This window comes from Achromobacter sp. Root565, from assembly GCF_001427425.1.
Taxonomy (GTDB): Bacteria; Pseudomonadota; Gammaproteobacteria; order Burkholderiales; family Burkholderiaceae_B; genus Achromobacter; species Achromobacter spanius_D.
In genome coordinates, this window is sequence record NZ_LMGO01000001.1 from 3,499,811 (window position 1) to 3,517,210 (window position 17,400).

Consider the following 17,400-nt stretch of genomic DNA (forward strand, 5'->3'; position numbering starts at 1 on the left):
ACCGGGGCCATCCCCGGCTCCCGCCACATCGCGCTTATATAATGGTCAATTCGCTCTTTTCGGGCCATATCCCCCCGTCATGTCCGCCGTCAGCCTAGAAAACGTCTCCAAGATCTACTCGCCGCGCCAGCGCGGCTGGCAGAAGCTGCTCGGGCGCACGCCCCGTCCGGGCTTTCAGGCACTGGACAACGTCAGCCTGAATATCGAGCACGGCGAATTCTTCGGCCTGCTCGGCCCCAACGGCGCGGGCAAGACCACGCTCATTTCCATTCTGGCGGGCCTCGCGCATGCCACTGCGGGCCGCGCCACCGTCTGTGGGTACGACGTCGTGGCCGACTACAAGTCGGCGCGGCGTGCGCTGGGCGTCGTGCCGCAGGAATTGGTCTATGACCCGTTCTTCACCGTGCGCGAAACGTTGCGCATTCAGTCCGGGTATTTCGGCCTGCGCAAGAACGACGACTGGATCGACGAGATCCTGTTCAACCTGGGCCTGGCCGACAAAGCCAATTCCAACATGCGCGCGCTGTCGGGCGGCATGAAGCGCCGCGTGCTGGTGGCGCAGGCGCTGGTGCACCGGCCGCCTGTCATCGTGCTGGACGAGCCGACCGCGGGCGTGGACGTGGACCTGCGCCGCACGCTGTGGGAGTTCATCTCGCGGCTGAACCGGGCCGGTCACACCATCATGCTGACCACGCACTACCTCGAAGAAGCCGAGGCGCTGTGCAATCGCATCGCCATGCTCAAGGGCGGGCGCGTCGTGGCGCTGGACACCACCCAGGCCCTCCTGGCCCGCGTGGGCGGCGTGGACCTGGAAGACGCCTTCGTGCGCATCATGCACCAGGACGACGAGCCCGGCTCGCGCGCCCTGCAACCCGAAGAGATCTCATCATGACCCAGCCCGCCACGTCTGCCGGCCAGCCGCTGGTGCAGCCCCGCCTGGACGCGGGTTCCGGCTTTCCGACCCTGCTGCGCAAGGAATTGCTGCGCTTCTGGAAGGTCAGCTTCCAGACCATCGCCGCGCCCGTCATCACGGCGCTGCTGTACCTGCTGGTCTTTGCCCACGTGCTGGAAGGGCGCGTCACGGTGTACGGCACCGTGCCCTACACGTCGTTCCTGATCCCGGGGCTCATGATGATGAGCATGCTTCAGAACGCGTTCGCGAATCCGTCCTCGTCGCTCATCCAAAGCCGCATCACCGGCAACCTGGTCTTCATGCTTCTGCCGCCGCTGTCGCACCGCGACATCTTCGGCGCGTACGTGCTGGCCGCCATCGCGCGCGGTCTCGCGGTCGGCCTGTGCGTGTGGGCCGTGGCGCTGTTCTTCGTGCCACTGACGCCCGCGCATCCGCTGTGGGTGCTGGTCTTTGCCGTGATGGCGTGCGGCATCATGGGCACACTGGGGCTGGTCGCGGGCCTGTGGTCCGAGAAATTCGACCAGCTCGCGGCCTTTCAGAACTTCCTGATCATGCCGGCGACCTTCCTGTCCGGCGTGTTCTATTCCATCCATACGCTGCCGCCGTTCTGGCAAAGCGTCTCGCACTGGAACCCCATCTTCTACACCATCGACGGATTCCGCCACGGATTCTTCTCGGTGTCGGACGTCTCGCCCTGGCACAGCCTGGCGGTGGTGACGGCGGTGTTCCTCGCGCTCTCCGCTTACGCGCTGCGGCTTCTGTCCAGCGGCTACAAACTCAGGAACTGACGTCCATGCTTCCCACTCCCGCGCAAGTCCGCCAATACATCGCTGACGGCCTGCCCTGTGAACATCTCGACGTGCAGGGCGACGGTTCGCACTTTGACGCCGTCATCGTCAGCACCGCCTTCGAAGGCAAGCGCCTGATCCAGCGTCACCAGCTCGTCTACGCTGCGCTGGGCGACCGCATGAAGGCCGAGATTCACGCCCTGTCGATGCGCACTCTGACCCCGGCCGAATACCAGAAAGCGGGCGAATGATGGACAAGCTACGCATCACCGGCGGCGCGCGGCTGCACGGCGAGATCACGATCTCCGGCGCCAAGAACTCGGCGCTGCCGATCCTGTGCGCGGGCCTGCTGACTGCCGACACGCTGGTTCTGTCCAACGTGCCGCGCCTGAACGACACCGGCACCATGCTGCGTCTCCTGGCCCAAATGGGCGTGCGCGCCGAGCGTGCGGACGACGGCGTGGTCACGCTGCAGGCCGGCAACGTCGACAGCCTGGAAGCGCCTTACGACCTGGTCAAGACGATGCGCGCGTCGATCCTGGTGCTGGGCCCGCTGGTCGCACGCTTTGGCGAGGCCCGCGTCAGCCTGCCCGGCGGCTGCACCATCGGCCAGCGGCCGGTGGACCAGCACATCAAGGGCCTGGCCGCGCTGGGCGCTGAAATCAGCATCGAGCACGGCTTCGTCGTGGCGCGCGCCAAGCGCCTGAAGGGCGCCTCCATCCGCACCGACATGGTCACGGTCACCGGCACGGAAAACCTGCTGATGGCCGCCGTGCTGGCCGAAGGCCGCACCGTGCTGGAAAACGCCGCGCGCGAACCCGAAGTCGTGGACCTGGCCGAACTGCTCATCAAGATGGGCGCCCGCATCCAGGGCCACGGCACCGACCGCATCGTCATCGACGGCGTCGACCGCCTGCACGGCGCCGAGCACCGCGTCATTTCCGACCGCATCGAAGCGGGCACCTTCCTGTGCGCGGTGGGCGCAGCCGGCGGCGATATCCTGCTCAAGAACGCGGATGCCGGCATCCTGGGCGCCACGCTGGACAAGCTGGCCGAAGCGGGCCTGACCATCGAGACCGGCCCGGACTGGATCCGAGGCGCCATGGACAAGCGTCCCAAGGCCGTGGGCTTTCGCACACACGAATACCCGGGCTTTGCCACCGACATGCAGGCTCAGCTGATGGCGCTGAACGCCGTGGCCGACGGCACGTCGGTCATCGTCGAGACCATCTTCGAAAACCGCTACATGCACGTGCAGGAACTGCGCCGCATGGGCGCCCAGATCGACATCGACGGCCACACCGCCATCGTGCGCGGCGTGCCGCGCCTGTCGGGCGCCACGGTCATGGCGACCGACCTGCGCGCCTCGGCCAGCCTCGTCATCGCCGGCCTGGCCGCCGACGGCGACACGCTGGTTGACCGCATCTACCACCTGGATCGCGGCTACGACCAGATGGAAGTGAAACTGCGCGCCCTGGGCGCGAACATCCAACGAGTTACCGGCAAGGAACAGGCTCAATGAGCAATGCCTCCGTCACCCCCCTGACCCTGGCGCTGTCCAAGGGCCGCATCTTCGAAGAAACCATGCCGTTGCTGGCGGAAGCCGGCATCGACGTTCCGGAGAATCCGGAAAGCTCGCGCAAGCTCATCCTGCCCACCAGCGATCCCGGCCTGCGCCTGATCATCGTGCGCGCCTCCGACGTGCCCACCTACGTGCAGTACGGCGCGGCGGACCTGGGCATCGCCGGCAAGGACGTGCTGATCGAACACGCCAAGGAACAGCCCGGCGGCCTGTACCAGCCCATCGACCTGAACATCGCCAAATGCCGCCTGGCCGTGGCCGTGCGCAACGGCTTCGACTACGAGGCCGCGGTCCACCAGGGCGCGCGCCTGCGCGTGGCCACCAAGTACGTGCAGTCAGCCCGTGAACACTTCGCGGCCAAGGGTGTGTACGTGGACATCATCAAGCTGTATGGTTCGATGGAACTCGCGCCGCTGGTCGGCCTGGCCGACTGCATCGTCGACCTGGTGTCCACCGGCGGCACGCTGCGCGCCAACGACCTGGTCGCCGTGGAAGACGTCATGCCGATCTCGTCGCGCCTGATCGTCAACCAGGCCGCCCTGAAAACCCGCGGCGACCGCCTGCAACCGCTGCTGGACGCTTTCGCAAGAGCCGCCTCCCGCAACGTCTGATTCCCGCCCGCCGCGCCCGGCGCGGCGGCCGATACCGTTACCCGCTTTGCTCCATGACGCCATGGCCCTGATCAATCGTCTCGACTCCCGCGATCCCGGTTTCAAAACCGCCCTGTCCACGCTGCTGGCCTTCGAGGCCACCGAGGACGAATCCATCGACCGCGCCGCCGCCAGCATCCTGGCCGACGTGCGCGCCCGCGGCGATGCCGCGCTGGTGGAATACACGCAGCGGTTCGACCGCATGCCGGACGCGGCCGTCCATACGCTGGAGATCCCCAAGGCCGATTGGCATGCGGCCCTGGCCGCGCTGCCGGCCGCCCAGCGCAATGCGCTGGAAGCCGCCGCCGACCGCGTGCGCGCCTACCACGAGCGCCAGCGCGCCGAGACCTGGACCTACACCGAAGCCGACGGCACGCTGCTCGGCCAGCAGGTCACCCCGCTGGACCGCGTGGGCCTGTACGTGCCGGGCGGCAAGGCTGCTTATCCGTCGTCCGTGCTGATGAACGCCATCCCGGCCAAGGTCGCGGGCGTGCAGGAACTGGTCATGGTCACGCCCACGCCGGATGGCGTGCGCAATCCCATCGTGCTGGCCGCGGCCGCCATCAGCGGCGTGGACCGCGTGTTCGCCATCGGCGGCGCGCAGGCCGTGGGTGCGCTGGCGTATGGCACCGATACCGTGCCGGCCGTGGACAAGATCGTCGGCCCGGGCAACGCCTATGTTGCCGCCGCCAAGCGCCGCGTGTTCGGCGTGGTCGGTATCGACATGATCGCCGGCCCCAGCGAAATCCTGGTCATCTGCGACGGCAAGACGCCGGCCGACTGGATCGCCATGGACCTGTTCTCGCAGGCCGAGCACGACGAACTGGCGCAGTCCATCCTGCTCTGTCCCGACGCCGCCTTCATCGAGGAAGTCGAAGCGTCCATCGCCCGCCTGCTGCCCACGATGCCGCGCGCCGACATCCTGCGCGTCAGCCTGGCCAACCGCGGCGCGCTGATTCTGGTCCGCGACCTGGAAGAAGCCTGCCAGATCGCCAACGACATCGCCCCCGAGCATCTCGAGATCTCCACCGAGCAGCCCGAGGTCTGGACCGCCCGCATCCGTCACGCCGGCGCCATCTTCATGGGCCGCTTCAGCTCTGAAGCCCTGGGCGACTACTGCGCCGGCCCGAATCACGTGCTGCCCACCTCGCGCACGGCGCGCTTCTCGTCGCCGCTTGGCGTCTATGACTTCCAGAAGCGCTCCAGCCTGATCCAGGTTTCGCACGCCGGCGCCCAGACGCTGGGCCGCATCGCCGCCGAACTGGCGCTGGGCGAGGGCTTGCAGGCGCACGCCGCCAGCGCCCAGTACCGGATCGACAAGCCATGAGCGCAGCTCCGGCGGATGGCGTCGCCGGCCGCGTCAAAGGCACCGTCCGGGCGGACATTCGCGAGCTGGCGGCGTACCCCGTCGCCCATGCCGAAGGCTGCATCAAGCTGGACGCCATGGAATGCCCGTACGAGCTGCCCGAAGCCGTACGCGACGACATCGCGCGCGCCGTCCGCGACACGCCGCTGAACCGTTATCCGTCCGCCGACCTGTCCAAGCTTGAGGCCGCCGTCAAGACGGCCTTCGGCGTGCCGGACGCCGCGGACGTGCTGTTCGGCAACGGCTCGGACGAACTCATCCACCTGATGGTGCAGGCGTGCTGCAACTCGGGCGACGCGGTGCTGTCGCCGTGGCCGTCGTTCGTGTACTTCGACATGGCGGCCCGTTTCGATCACGCGCATTTCGTGGGCGTGCCGCTGACCGCGGACCTGAGCCTGGATCTGCCGGCCATGCTCGCCGCCATCCGCGAGCACCAGCCCAAGCTCGTGTTCCTGGCCACCCCCAACAATCCCACCGGCGGCCTGTGGTCGCCGGAAGACGTGAACGCCATCATCCAGGCCGCGCCCGGCCTGGTGGTGATCGACGAGGCCTACCAGCCGTTCGCGGACTACACCTGGATGCCCCAGGTGCTGGATGCGCCTAACGTCGTCGTCATGCGCACGGTGTCCAAGATTGGCCTGGCCGGCCTGCGCTTCGGCTACCTGGCCGGGCATCCCGCGTGGATCGCCGAGCTGAACAAGGTGCGCCCGCCCTACAACCTGAACGTGCTGACCCAGGCGACGCTGCTGGCCGTGCTGCGCCACAAGGCCGTGCTGGACGAACAGGCCGCCCGGCTGCGCGCGGACCGCGAACCGCTGGCCGCCGCGCTGGCGCAATTGCCCGGCGTCAGGGTATTCCCTTCCGCCGCAAATTTCATTCTCGCCCGCTTTTCCGGCAAGCTCGACGGCAACGCCGTGCATCTTGCCCTGAAAGCGCGCAAAATATTGATTCGCAACTTCTCCAATGCCCACCCGCTGCTGGCCGACTGCCTGCGCATTTCGGTGGGCACCCCGGCCGAGAACGCCGCCTTGCTATCCGCCCTGCAAGAGATCTTGAGTGCTTAATATGCGTACCGCAGAAATCACCCGCAACACCAACGAAACCCGCATCCGCGTGGCCATCAACCTCGATGGCACCGGCAAGCAGACGATCGACACGGGCGTGCCCTTCCTGGACCACATGCTGGACCAGATCGCGCGCCACGGCCTGATCGACCTGGACATCAAGGCCGAGGGCGACCTGCACATCGACGCGCATCACACGGTGGAAGACGTGGGCATCACGCTGGGCATGGCCATCGCCCAGGCGGCGGGCACCAAGGCGGGTCTGCGCCGCTACGGGCATGCCTACGTGCCGCTGGACGAAGCGCTGTCGCGCGTCGTGATCGACTTTTCCGGCCGTCCTGGCCTGGAATACCACATCCCGTTCACGCGCTCGCACATCGGCAGCTTCGACGTGGACCTCACGCGCGAATTCTTCCAGGGCCTGGTCAATCACGCGCTGATCACGATGCACATCGACAACCTGCGCGGATTCAACTCGCATCACCAGGCGGAAACCGTGTTCAAGGCCTGTGGCCGCGCGCTGCGCATGGCCCTCGAAGTCGACCCCCGCATGGGCGACGTCGTGCCTTCCACCAAGGGCGTGCTGTAACGCACTGCTGTAACGTACGCAATCCACTTTCGCACCGCACCAGGCAGACAGAAGTGACCACTATCGCCATCGTCGACTATGGAATGGGCAATTTCCATTCCGTCGCCCGCGCCCTGAAATACGCCGCGCCTGACGCCGACATCCGCATCTGCAACCAGCCCCAGGAAATCGCCGCAGCCGACCGCGTGGTCTTCCCGGGTCAAGGCGCCATGGCGGACTGCATGCGCACCCTGAACGAATCCGGCCTGCGCGACGCCGTCGTGCGCGCCGCTCGCGAGAAGCCCCTGCTGGGCGTCTGCGTGGGCGAACAGATGCTGTTCGACTCCAGCGAAGAAGGCGGCACCGCCTGCCTGGGCCTGTTCCCCGGCGTCGTGCGCCGCTTTTCCGGCCCCGGCTTTGCCGACCTGATTCCCGCCGACGACGAGGCCTGCCTCGCCGACGCGGGCGGCGCGGGCCTGGTCGACACCCGTCCTGAGCGCCTGAAGGTGCCGCACATGGGCTGGAACAAAGTCCGCCACACCCGCTCTCACCCGATCTGGGACGGCATTCCGGACGACTCGCACTTCTATTTCGTCCATAGTTATTACGCCGACCCGGCCGATCCGGGCCTGACGGTTGGTGAAACCGATTATGGCGTCGCCTTTACCTGCGCGGTGGCGGCAGCTAACATTTTCGCGGTGCAGTTCCACCCCGAAAAAAGTGCCGAGCACGGTTTGCGCCTGTATCGCAATTTTGTAGACTGGCAGCCCTAGGCCTCGAGCCGCGTGCGCCAGCCCTTTCAACCCCATCTTTTTACTCGCTGCCAACCATGCTGCTGATCCCCGCCATCGACCTCAAAGACGGGCGTTGCGTTCGCCTGCGCCAGGGTGACCTGGACGATGCAACGGTGTTCTCCGAAGACCCCGCCGCCATGGCCACCCGCTGGCTGGACCAGGGCGCCCGCCGCCTGCATCTGGTCGACCTGAACGGCGCCGTCGCCGGCAAGCCCAAGAATGAGGCGCCCATCAAGGCGATCCTGGACGCCGTCGGCGACGACATTCCCGTCCAGATCGGCGGAGGCATCCGCGACCTGGACACCATCGAACGCTACCTCGACGCCGGCATCTCGTACGTCATCATCGGCACCGCCGCGGTCAAGAACCCGGGCTTCCTGCAGGACGCCTGCGGCGCCTTCCCAGGCCAGATCATCGTCGGCCTGGACGCCCGCGACGGCAAGATCGCCACCGACGGCTGGAGCAAACTGACCCGCCACGACGTGCTGGATCTGGCCAAGAAGTTCGAAGACTACGGCTGCGAAGCCATCATCTACACCGACATCGGCCGCGACGGCATGCTGTCGGGCGTCAACGTCGAAGCCACGGTCCGCCTGGCCCAGCACGTGCGCATTCCCGTGTACGCGTCGGGCGGCATCGCCGGCATCCAGGACATCGAGGCGCTGTGCGCCGTCGAAGAAGAGGGTGTCGAAGGCGCCATCCTGGGCCGCAGCATCTACGAAGGCACGCTCGACTTCCAGGCCGCGCAGGCGCGCGCCGACGAATTGGCAAAATGACCACATCCAGCAGCACCCCCGGGGCCGGCGCGTCCGCGCAGAACGCGCTGACCCGCCGCATCATTCCCTGCCTTGACGTCACGGCCGGCCGCGTCGTCAAGGGCGTGAACTTCGTCAACCTGCTCGACGCGGGCGACCCCGTCGAGATCGCCCGCCGCTACAACGAGCAGGGCGCCGACGAACTCACCTTTCTGGACATCACCGCCACCAGCGATGGCCGCGACCTGATCCTGCCCATCATCGAGCAGGTGGCGTCGCAGGTCTTCATTCCGCTGACCGTGGGCGGCGGCGTGCGCCAGGTGTCCGACATCCAGCGCCTGCTCAATGCCGGCGCCGACAAGATCAGCATCAACAGCGCCGCGGTGGCCAATCCCGACCTGGTTCGCGCCGCGTCCGACTACCACGGCTCGCAATGCGTGGTCGTGGCTATCGACGCCCGTCGCGTGTCCGCGCCCGGCGAACCGGCCCGCTGGGAAGTCTTCACGCATGGCGGCCGCAAGGCCACCGGCCTGGACGCCGTGGCGTGGGCGCGCCGCATGGCCGCCTACGGCGCCGGCGAAATCCTGCTGACCAGCATGGACCGCGACGGCACCAAATCCGGCTTTGACCTGGAACTGACCCGCACCGTCTCGGACGCCGTGCCGGTGCCCGTCATTGCCTCGGGCGGCGTGGGCAACCTGCAGCATCTGGCCGACGGCGTCACCACCGGCCGCGCCAGCGCGGTGCTGGCCGCCAGCATCTTCCATTTTGGCCAGCATACCGTCGGCGAGTGCAAGCACTTCATGGCCGAACAGGGCATCGCCGTACGATTGGACTGATTATGAGCAACGAACCCACCTGGATGGCCGACGTCGTCTTCGACGAAAACGGCCTCATTCCCGCCATCGCCCAAGACGCCGAGAACGGCCAGATCATGATGGTGGCCTGGATGAACCGCGAATCGCTGGCCGAAACGGCCGCCACCGGCCGCGCCGTCTACTGGTCGCGCTCGCGCCAGCGTCTGTGGCGCAAGGGCGAAGAATCCGGCCACGTCCAGGAAGTGCACGAACTGCGCCTGGATTGCGACGGCGACGTGGTGCTCTTGAAAGTCCACCAGGAAGGTGGCATCGCCTGCCACACGGGCCGCGCAAGCTGCTTCTTCCGCCGCCTGGAAGGCCAGACCGATCAGGCGTCCTGGGTCACGGTGGATCCGGTGCTCAAAGACCCGGAACTCATCTACAAATGACCGATCAGACCCTGACCGCGGCCGACATCCTGGCCCGCATTGCAGACACCCTGGAAACCCGCCGTCCGCAGAACGGCGGCGATCCTTCCGCCTCCTACACGGCCAAGCTGCTGGCCAAGGGGCCGGACGCCTTCCTGAAGAAGATCGGGGAAGAAGCCACGGAACTGGTGATGGCCGCCAAGGATGGCGTCCCCGACCGCATCGTCAGCGAGACCGCCGATCTGTGGTTCCACTGCCTGGTGGCGCTGACGCATTTCAACCTGCGGCCCGAAGACGTGCTGGCCGAGCTGGCCCGCCGCGAAGGCCTCTCGGGCCTGGTGGAAAAGGCAAGCCGCCCGAAAGACTGACCACGGAAACCACACCCATGAGCGACAACTGCCTTTTCTGCAAGATCGCCGCTGGCGAAATCCCGTCCAAGAAGGTCTTCGAGGACCAGGACTTTGTTGCATTCCACGATATCAATCCCGCCGCGCCGGTACATTTACTGCTGATCCCCCGACGTCATGTCACATCCATGCAGGATATTACGGGCGAGGACGCAGATTGGTTGGGTAGAATGATGTCGTTGGCGCCGCGGCTTGCCGCCGAGAACGGTTGCCGTCCGGGCCCTGATGGCGGATTTCGCATCATGATCAATTCTGGCGTCGAAGGCGGCCAGGAAGTCCCGCACCTGCATTTCCACATCATCGGCGGCTCGCGTCCCTGGAAAGGGCGCGTGGCCCCCACTGCGTAATTCGGAGAATCATCATGGGTAGTTTCAGCATTTGGCATTGGTTGGTCGTCCTGGTCATCGTTGCGCTGATTTTCGGCACCAAGAAACTTCGCAACATCGGCGGCGATCTGGGCGGCGCGGTCAAGGGCTTCAAGGACGGCATGAAAGAAGCCAACAGCGACAAGCCCGCTGAACCGGTCACGCAGCAGCGCGTCGCCGGCGACACCATCGACGTGCAGGCCAAGGAAAAGTCCAACTCCTGAGCGCCAGCCAGTCTCCCTCCGGGCCAGCCCTGAACGGGCCGGCCCTTATTGCTTCAATTCCCAAGCGGCCGTCGAATGTTTGATGTCAGCCTCACTGAACTGATGGTGATCGGCGTCGTCGCCCTGATCGTCATCGGCCCCGAACGCCTGCCCAAGGTTGCCCGCACCGTCGGCCACCTGCTCGGGCGCGCGCAGCGTTACGTCAATGACGTCAAGTCCGATATCCAGCGCGAAATCGAACTCGACGAACTCCGCAAGTTCAAGACCGAAATGGAAGACGCGGCCCAGGGCGTGCAGCAATCGCTGAACGAGACCGGTGCCTCGCTGCAGGAACCCGTGCAGCAATTCCGCGCCGAACTCGACGAAGTGGCCCGCGAAGCCAGCGGCAAGGCCACGTCGGCCGTTGCGCAGGCGCCGGTGACTGCCCAGGTTGCTGACGCGTCCGACGAGCCCGCGCGCACGATCGCCCCCCCCAGCCAGAACCACAATCTGGATCTGGACCTGCCCGCCGCCGAGCCCGCACCGCGTCCGGCCGCCGCCCCTCAACAACCCGCCCCGGCGCCCAGCGCGCCCGCGGCTGACGTCGCCGCGCCCGCCGCCAAGCCCGTCTCGCCCTCTGGAACTCCGTCGTGACCCAGGACGCAACCCAAGAAGAAGGCCAGCAAGAGACCTTCATCTCCCACCTGGTCGAGCTGCGCACCCGCCTGCTGCGTGCCGTTGGCGCCGTGGTGGCCGTATTCATCGTGCTCTTCATTTATCCCGGCGCGTCGGCCATCTATGACGTGCTGGCCGCCCCCATGCTGGCCTCGCTGCCCGAAGGCACCCGCATGATCGCCACCGGCGTCATCACGCCCTTCATGGTGCCGGTCAAGGTCACGATGATGGCCGCGTTCATCGTGGCGCTGCCCGTGGTGCTGTACCAGGCATGGGCCTTCGTGGCCCCGGGGCTGTACCGGCACGAAAAGCGCCTGGCGCTGCCGCTCATCGTATCCAGCACGTTCCTCTTCATCGCGGGGATGGCGTTCTGCTATTTCGTGGTGTTCCGCACGGTGTTCCACTTCATCGCCACGTTCGCGCCGCAGTCCATCACCCCGGCGCCGGACATCGAGGCCTACCTGAGCTTCGTCATGACGATGTTCATGGCGTTCGGCATCACCTTCGAGGTGCCCGTGGCCGTGGTGCTGCTGGTGAAGATGGGCGTGGTCGAACTCTCCAAGCTGAAAGCCGCGCGCGGCTACGTGGTGGTGGGCGCGTTCATCATCGCGGCCGTGGTCACCCCGCCCGATGTCGTCAGCCAGTTCATGCTCGCGGTGCCGCTGTGCCTGCTCTATGAGGTCGGGCTCATCTGCGCCCGGATGGTCACACCGAAAGAGGGTGCGCCGGCAGACGACGCCGCCGACTCCCTGACCGAACGCCACTGAAGCCGGTTGGCCGCAACGCAACGGCAAGGCAGATAGCAACCCAGACGGTCCGCATAAAAGCGGACCGTTTTACCTTGTCGGCCCATGACTGCAGTCCTACATTGCAGTCATGTCGCTCTCCCAAAGACTGCGCGCCCTCATGCGGTGGCGCGGCATCCATAGCCAGAACCAGCTTGCGCGCCTGTCGGGCGTGCCGCAGTCCTGCATCCACCGCATCCTTACGCGCGAAGACCGCTACTCGCCGGCCCGCAACACGCTCGTGCGGCTGGCGCGCGCCCTCGGCACCAGCGTGCCGTGGCTGACGGACGGCGTGGTGCACGCCTCCTCGCCGAAGGCTGGGGCTGGCTCTGGAACTGGGTCTGAATCTGGTTCCGCGGCGGGCTTTGGCGCTGGGTCCGGCCCTGGGTCGGGAACCTCACCCGGCCTGCAGAACGCCGCGGCCGACGGCATGGATGGCTATTGCGCCGAAATCTGCGCGCGGCTGGCGCCGCAACCCGACAGCACCAAGCGCCTGATCCTGGCGTTGGTTCGCGAGCTCTCCAGCAAACCCGACACCGCCGCTGCCCGCGCGGCGGCGCGCAAATGCGCTTAGCGCGGCTTGCCCGGCCGCGTCCCCATCACAACGCCCAGTTCCGCCGGCTTGCCGCTGCGCAAGATGCCCAGCGTGGCCCGCTGGCCCGGCGGCACCTGCGCAATCTCCGACAGCAGGCCGGTCGTGTCCGCCACCCGCTTGCCATTGACCGACTGAACGATATCGCCCACCCGCAGGCCGCCGCGCGCGGCCGGACCGTCGCGCATCACCCCGGCAATGATCACGCCCGCCGCATCGCGCGGCAGCTCGAAGGCCCGCGCCAGTTCCGGCGTCATGTCCTGCGGCTCCACGCCCAGCCAGCCACGCTTGACCGCCCCGGTCTTGACGATGTCGTCCATGACCTTGCGGGCAATTTCAATCGGCGTCGCAAAGCCGATGCCCATCGATCCGCCGGATTCCGAATAGATGGCGGTGTTGATGCCCACCAGGTTGCCGTAGGCATCGACCAGCGCGCCGCCCGAATTGCCCGGATTGATCGCCGCGTCGGTCTGAATGAAGTTCTCGTAGGTGTTCAGGCCCAGGCCATTTCGGCCCAGCGCCGACACGATGCCCTGCGTGGTGGTCTGGCCCACCCCAAACGGATTGCCGATCGCCAGCACCACGTCGCCCACGCGCAAGCCCTTGTCGGACGCCAGCGTTGCGGCGGGCAAGTCGCGCAGCTTGGACAGCTTAAGCACCGCCAGATCGGTGTCCGGATCCGCCCCCACCACCTTGGCGGTATCGCGCCGCCCGTCGCGCAGCGCCACCTCGATCGCGTCCGCGGCCTGCACCACGTGGTAGTTGGTCAGCACGTAGCCGTCCGCATTCACGATCACGCCCGAGCCCAGGCTGGTCGACGCCTCGCGCCGGCTCACGCCCGGCACCTGCCCGAAAAGCTGGCGCAGCACCGGATCGTCGGGCAGCGGAATCAACGGCACGTTCACGTGCTTGGTCGTAAATACGTTCACCACCGAGGGCGCCGCCTTGGCCACGCCATCCGCGTACGACACCGCGCCCACGTCGCCGTTGGGCGCGCGTCCGGCCGCGGCGGTGGCCGGCGGGACCGTGCCGGGTCCGTTCACGCGCAGCAGGTCGGGCCGCAACGTCGTCACCACGAATAGAATAGCCAGGCAGACCGTGACGGCCTGAGCAAAGATCAGCCAATATCGGCGCATGTTTCTGATAGGACTAGCGATGAATAAAGTGGACTCCCGCGTCCTGGCCAACTGGCTGGACGACACCCTGCAGGCGGCCCGTTTCAAGGACTACTGTCCCAACGGGATGCAGGTGGAAGGCCGATCCGAGGTCGGACACATTATCACCGGTGTGACGGCCAGCGAAGCATTGCTGCGCGCTGCGGTCGACCGCGGCGCGGATGCCGTGCTGGTGCATCACGGCTGGATGTGGCGCAACGAAGACCGCCGCGTCATCGGCACCCGCCGCACACGCATGGCCCTGACGCTGAAGAACGACCTGAACCTCTTTGCCTACCACCTGCCGCTGGACGCGCACCCGACGCTGGGCAACAACGCGCAACTGGCGCGCGTGCTGGGACTGACGCCGGCGCGGCGCGACGACGGCGCGCCGCTGACCTGCGGGCAGGACGGGCTGATCTGGCTGGGCGAGGCCAGCGGTGTGCAGACGCTGGGCCAACTGGGCGACCGCGTAGCGCAGCGCCTGGGCCGCCAGCCGCTCGTCGTGGGCGACCCGGACCAACCGCTGGCGACAATCGCCTGGTGCACGGGCGGCGCGCAAGGCATGATGAGCGACGCCGTGGAGGCGGGCGCCGGCGTCTACATCACCGGCGAAGTGTCCGAATCCACCGTACACCTGGCGCGCGAAACCGGCGTGGGCTTCATCGCGGCCGGCCACCATGCCACCGAACGCTATGGCGTGCAGGCGCTGGGGCAGGCCGTGGCCGAGCAATTCGGCATCACGGTCGAATTCGTGGATATCGACAATCCGGCCTGAACCCGGCCTGGATAAAAGCAAAAGCGCCCCGAGGGGCGCTTTGTGGTTTACGGCCGCTTGAGCAGATCGCGGATTTCACGCAACAGGGCCACGTCTTCCGGCGTCTTGGCCGGCGCCGGCGCTTCCTCCTGCTTGTTGCGTGCCTTGTAGATGGCCTTGACCATCCAGAAGATCACAAGCGCCAGCAGGACGAAATTGATGATGATCGTGACGAAGTTGCCCCAGGCAAAGACGTTGGCGCCGGCCTTGGTCAGATCCGCATAGGTCATCGGGCCAGCATAGCCCTCGGGCATCGAGAGCACGAGGAACTTGTTCGAAAAATCGACCGATCCGCCAAGAATGAAATTGACGAGCGGCATGATGATGTCCCGAACCAGCGAGTCGACAATCCTGCCGAACGCCGCACCGATGATCACACCAACGGCCAAGTCGACCGCGTTGCCCTTGACCGCGAAATCTCGAAACTCTTTGACGAAACCAGTCGTTTTGCTCATAAATCCGCTCCATTCGTGATACGCCTGGGGTAGGCTGGCCTATAATACGCGGTTGCTATGTTGTTACATATTCCCGCGAACCCGATGCCGCAGAAGTGATGCTACTCGTAGAGCGGGCGCATCAACAAGGATAGGAAGATGAGTCAGGATACGCTGGTGCATGACGATGACGGTGCGGTTGATCCCAACCTGCCACCTGATCCTTCGCGACGTTTCTGGGTTACCACCGCCTGTGCTGTGGGCGGCGTAGCAGGTGTCGCAACGGCAGTGCCGCTTGTGAGCACGTTTTCCCCCTCCGAAAAAGCCCGCGCGGCAGGGGCGCCCGTTGAAGTGGATATCGGCGACATTCCCGTCGGTTCCATGAAAACGGTCGAATGGCGCGGCAAACCGGTCTGGATCATGCACCGCTCGCCCGAGCAGCTGGCCGGCCTGAAGGCACTGGATCCCCAGCTCGCCGACCCGCAATCCAAGCGCCCCGGCTTCACGCCTCCCTATGCCGAAAACGAAGCTCGCTCGCGCAAGCCCGAGATCTTCGTCTGCGTCGGCATCTGCACCCACCTGGGCTGCTCGCCCACCGCGCACTTCGAAACGGGTGGCGGCGGCGGTCTGGGCGCGGATTGGCAAGGCGGCTTCCTCTGTCCCTGCCACGGCTCCACGTTCGACCTGGCTGGCCGGGTCTTCAAGAACAAGCCCGCCCCCGATAATCTCGAAGTTCCGCCGTACCAGTACCTCACCGATACCCGCATCATCGTGGGCGTCGATGAAGACAACAAGGCCTGACGCTCGCGTCGCGCTTTTTTCCCGATCTACGTAAGTAAGAACAATACGCCACGTATAGAAGGAGCCGTTACATGGCTGGCGAGAAAACCGTCGAGACGACAGGCCTGTTGGGCTGGCTGGACCGGCGCTTTCCGGTGACATCCACCTGGAAAGCCCATCTGTCCGAGTATTACGCACCCAAGAATTTCAACTTCTGGTACTTCTTTGGCTCGCTGGCGCTACTGGTGCTGGTGTTGCAGATCGTGACCGGCATCTTCCTGGTCATGCACTACAAGCCGGACGCCGAGCGCGCGTTCCAATCCGTCGAATACATCATGCGCGAGGTCCCGTGGGGCTGGCTGGTGCGCTACATGCACTCGACCGGCGCGTCGATGTTCTTCGTCGTCGTCTACCTGCACATGCTGCGCGGCCTGCTTTACGGTTCCTACCGCAAGCCCCGCGAACTGGTGTGGATCTTCGGCGTCGCGATCTTCCTCTGTCTGATGGCCGAAGCATTCTTCGGCTACCTGCTGCCCTGGGGCCAGATGTCGTACTGGGGCGCCCAGGTGATCGTGAACCTGTTCGCGGCCATTCCGTTCATTGGTCCTGAACTGTCCATCTGGATCCGCGGCGACTACGTCGTGTCCGATGCCACGCTGAACCGCTTCTTCGCCTTCCACGTCATCGCCATTCCGCTGGTTCTGATCGGCCTGGTGGCGGCTCACCTGGTGGCTCTGCACGAAGTCGGCTCGAACAACCCGGACGGCATCGAAATCAAGCAAGGCCCGAAAGACAAGTACGGCCGCCCGAAAGACGGCATCCCATTCCATCCGTTCTACTCGGTGCATGACCTGGTGGGCGTGGCGGGCTTCCTGCTGGTGTTCGCGGCCATCGTGTTCTTCGCCCCGGAAATGGGCGGGTACTTCCTCGAGTTCAACAACTTCATTCCTGCTGACTCGCTGAAGACGCCTCCGCACATCGCGCCGGTCTGGTACTTCACGCCGTTCTACTCGATGCTGCGCGCCACCACGGATGAATTCACGTGGGTGCTGGCGGGCGCGTCGGTGCTGGGCGCCATCGTGCTGTTCGCCAAGAGCAACCTGAAGGGCTTCATGCGCATCGCCGTCCCCGGCATCCTGATCGTCGTCGCCGTGCTGCTGCGCGCCATCGACGCCAAGTTCTGGGGCGTGGTGGCCATGGGCGGCACGGTCGTCATCCTGTTCTTCCTGCCCTGGCTCGATCATTCGCCGGTCAAGTCGATCCGCTACCGCCCCACGTGGCACAAGTGGATCTACGGCATCTTCATGGTCAACTTCCTGGTGCTCGGCTACATCGGTACGCAGCCGCCCAGTCCGCCGTTGAACCTGACGTCGCAGATCGGCACGCTGCTGTACCTGGCCTTCTTCTTCCTGATGCCGGTATGGAGCCGCCTGGGCACGTTCAAGCAAGTGCCCGACCGCGTCACGTTCCACGCCCACTGAGC

General features: G+C 66.0%; 23 protein-coding genes. 21 read left to right on the plus strand and 2 right to left on the minus strand.

All coding sequences use genetic code 11. From position 1 onward, the window contains the following. Positions 1-79: 79 nt before the first annotated feature. From ASD71_RS15525 to ASD71_RS15610, 18 genes are all read left to right on the plus strand, one after another. The gene (locus ASD71_RS15525) at positions 80-892 is read left to right on the plus strand and encodes an ABC transporter ATP-binding protein (protein ID WP_056565596.1); all 813 of its coding nucleotides are present in this window, start codon (positions 80-82) and stop codon (positions 890-892) included. Continuing rightward, a complete protein-coding gene (locus tag ASD71_RS15530; protein WP_056565599.1) occupies positions 889-1,701 on the plus strand; it encodes an ABC transporter permease in 813 nt (270 codons plus the stop codon). The genes ASD71_RS15525 and ASD71_RS15530 overlap by 4 nt, the downstream gene beginning before the upstream one ends. Before the next feature lie 5 nt (positions 1,702-1,706). After that, positions 1,707-1,952: a BolA family protein gene (locus ASD71_RS15535; RefSeq protein ID WP_056320382.1), complete on the plus strand. Its 246-nt coding sequence runs from the start codon at positions 1,707-1,709 to the stop codon at positions 1,950-1,952. After that, positions 1,952-3,223 carry a UDP-N-acetylglucosamine 1-carboxyvinyltransferase gene (gene murA / locus ASD71_RS15540; RefSeq protein ID WP_056566966.1) on the plus strand — a complete coding sequence of 424 codons (1,272 nt, stop codon included), beginning with the start codon at positions 1,952-1,954 and terminating at the stop codon, positions 3,221-3,223. The genes ASD71_RS15535 and murA overlap by 1 nt, the downstream gene beginning before the upstream one ends. Next, positions 3,220-3,894 (plus strand): ATP phosphoribosyltransferase, encoded by a 675-nt coding sequence (gene hisG, locus ASD71_RS15545; protein WP_056565602.1) that lies wholly within the window; start codon positions 3,220-3,222, stop codon positions 3,892-3,894. Before murA ends, hisG begins: the two co-directional genes overlap by 4 nt. A 61-nt stretch (positions 3,895-3,955) precedes the next feature. Next, complete coding sequence (gene hisD / locus ASD71_RS15550; protein ID WP_056565605.1) at positions 3,956-5,260, plus strand: histidinol dehydrogenase; 1,305 nt, start codon at positions 3,956-3,958, stop codon at positions 5,258-5,260. Further along, positions 5,257-6,363, plus strand: coding sequence for a histidinol-phosphate transaminase (hisC, locus tag ASD71_RS15555; RefSeq protein ID WP_056565608.1), 1,107 nt, complete (start codon positions 5,257-5,259; stop codon positions 6,361-6,363). Before hisD ends, hisC begins: the two co-directional genes overlap by 4 nt. Before the next feature lies 1 nt (position 6,364). Then, complete coding sequence (hisB, locus tag ASD71_RS15560) at positions 6,365-6,952, plus strand: imidazoleglycerol-phosphate dehydratase HisB (RefSeq protein ID WP_056565612.1); 588 nt, start codon at positions 6,365-6,367, stop codon at positions 6,950-6,952. A gap of 53 nt (positions 6,953-7,005) precedes the next feature. After that, positions 7,006-7,704, plus strand: coding sequence for an imidazole glycerol phosphate synthase subunit HisH (gene hisH / locus ASD71_RS15565; protein ID WP_056565616.1), 699 nt, complete (start codon positions 7,006-7,008; stop codon positions 7,702-7,704). 56 nt (positions 7,705-7,760) lie between these two features. After that, complete coding sequence (hisA, locus tag ASD71_RS15570; protein WP_006224535.1) at positions 7,761-8,501, plus strand: 1-(5-phosphoribosyl)-5-[(5-phosphoribosylamino)methylideneamino]imidazole-4-carboxamide isomerase; 741 nt, start codon at positions 7,761-7,763, stop codon at positions 8,499-8,501. Beyond that, positions 8,498-9,319, plus strand: a complete 822-nt coding sequence (gene hisF / locus ASD71_RS15575) for an imidazole glycerol phosphate synthase subunit HisF (protein ID WP_056565619.1) — start codon at positions 8,498-8,500, stop codon at positions 9,317-9,319. Before hisA ends, hisF begins: the two co-directional genes overlap by 4 nt. A 2-nt stretch (positions 9,320-9,321) precedes the next feature. Next, complete coding sequence (hisI, locus tag ASD71_RS15580; RefSeq protein WP_056565623.1) at positions 9,322-9,726, plus strand: phosphoribosyl-AMP cyclohydrolase; 405 nt, start codon at positions 9,322-9,324, stop codon at positions 9,724-9,726. Next, the gene (locus ASD71_RS15585) at positions 9,723-10,073 is read left to right on the plus strand and encodes a phosphoribosyl-ATP diphosphatase (RefSeq protein ID WP_056565627.1); all 351 of its coding nucleotides are present in this window, start codon (positions 9,723-9,725) and stop codon (positions 10,071-10,073) included. The genes hisI and ASD71_RS15585 overlap by 4 nt, the downstream gene beginning before the upstream one ends. A gap of 17 nt (positions 10,074-10,090) precedes the next feature. Then, positions 10,091-10,459 (plus strand): histidine triad nucleotide-binding protein, encoded by a 369-nt coding sequence (locus tag ASD71_RS15590; protein WP_056565630.1) that lies wholly within the window; start codon positions 10,091-10,093, stop codon positions 10,457-10,459. A gap of 14 nt (positions 10,460-10,473) precedes the next feature. Further along, the gene (gene tatA, locus ASD71_RS15595; RefSeq protein WP_056320404.1) at positions 10,474-10,701 is read left to right on the plus strand and encodes a Sec-independent protein translocase subunit TatA; all 228 of its coding nucleotides are present in this window, start codon (positions 10,474-10,476) and stop codon (positions 10,699-10,701) included. A gap of 75 nt (positions 10,702-10,776) precedes the next feature. Further along, positions 10,777-11,334 carry a Sec-independent protein translocase protein TatB gene (gene tatB / locus ASD71_RS15600; RefSeq protein WP_056565632.1) on the plus strand — a complete coding sequence of 186 codons (558 nt, stop codon included), beginning with the start codon at positions 10,777-10,779 and terminating at the stop codon, positions 11,332-11,334. Further along, positions 11,331-12,122: a twin-arginine translocase subunit TatC gene (gene tatC, locus ASD71_RS15605; RefSeq protein WP_056565635.1), complete on the plus strand. Its 792-nt coding sequence runs from the start codon at positions 11,331-11,333 to the stop codon at positions 12,120-12,122. Before tatB ends, tatC begins: the two co-directional genes overlap by 4 nt. Before the next feature lie 109 nt (positions 12,123-12,231). Continuing rightward, positions 12,232-12,714 (plus strand): helix-turn-helix domain-containing protein, encoded by a 483-nt coding sequence (locus tag ASD71_RS15610; protein ID WP_056565638.1) that lies wholly within the window; start codon positions 12,232-12,234, stop codon positions 12,712-12,714. On the opposite strand, the gene ASD71_RS15615 is transcribed toward ASD71_RS15610, so the two are convergent. Next, positions 12,711-13,868 carry a trypsin-like peptidase domain-containing protein gene (locus tag ASD71_RS15615; protein ID WP_056565640.1) on the minus strand — a complete coding sequence of 386 codons (1,158 nt, stop codon included), beginning with the start codon at positions 13,866-13,868 and terminating at the stop codon, positions 12,711-12,713. The two genes, ASD71_RS15610 and ASD71_RS15615, sit on opposite strands and share 4 nt — an antisense overlap. A gap of 19 nt (positions 13,869-13,887) precedes the next feature. Between ASD71_RS15615 and ASD71_RS15620 the strand changes: the two genes are divergently transcribed. Beyond that, positions 13,888-14,664, plus strand: coding sequence for a Nif3-like dinuclear metal center hexameric protein (locus ASD71_RS15620; protein ID WP_056565643.1), 777 nt, complete (start codon positions 13,888-13,890; stop codon positions 14,662-14,664). 47 nt (positions 14,665-14,711) lie between these two features. On the opposite strand, the gene mscL is transcribed toward ASD71_RS15620, so the two are convergent. After that, positions 14,712-15,158: a large conductance mechanosensitive channel protein MscL gene (gene mscL / locus ASD71_RS15625; protein WP_056565647.1), complete on the minus strand. Its 447-nt coding sequence runs from the start codon at positions 15,156-15,158 to the stop codon at positions 14,712-14,714. Between the two features lie 138 nt (positions 15,159-15,296). Here mscL and petA point away from each other — a divergent pair, with 138 nt between their 5' ends. After that, positions 15,297-15,938 (plus strand): ubiquinol-cytochrome c reductase iron-sulfur subunit, encoded by a 642-nt coding sequence (gene petA / locus ASD71_RS15630; protein ID WP_056565650.1) that lies wholly within the window; start codon positions 15,297-15,299, stop codon positions 15,936-15,938. 71 nt (positions 15,939-16,009) lie between these two features. Then, the gene (locus ASD71_RS15635; RefSeq protein WP_056565653.1) at positions 16,010-17,398 is read left to right on the plus strand and encodes a cytochrome bc complex cytochrome b subunit; all 1,389 of its coding nucleotides are present in this window, start codon (positions 16,010-16,012) and stop codon (positions 17,396-17,398) included. Positions 17,399-17,400 lie beyond the last annotated feature (2 nt).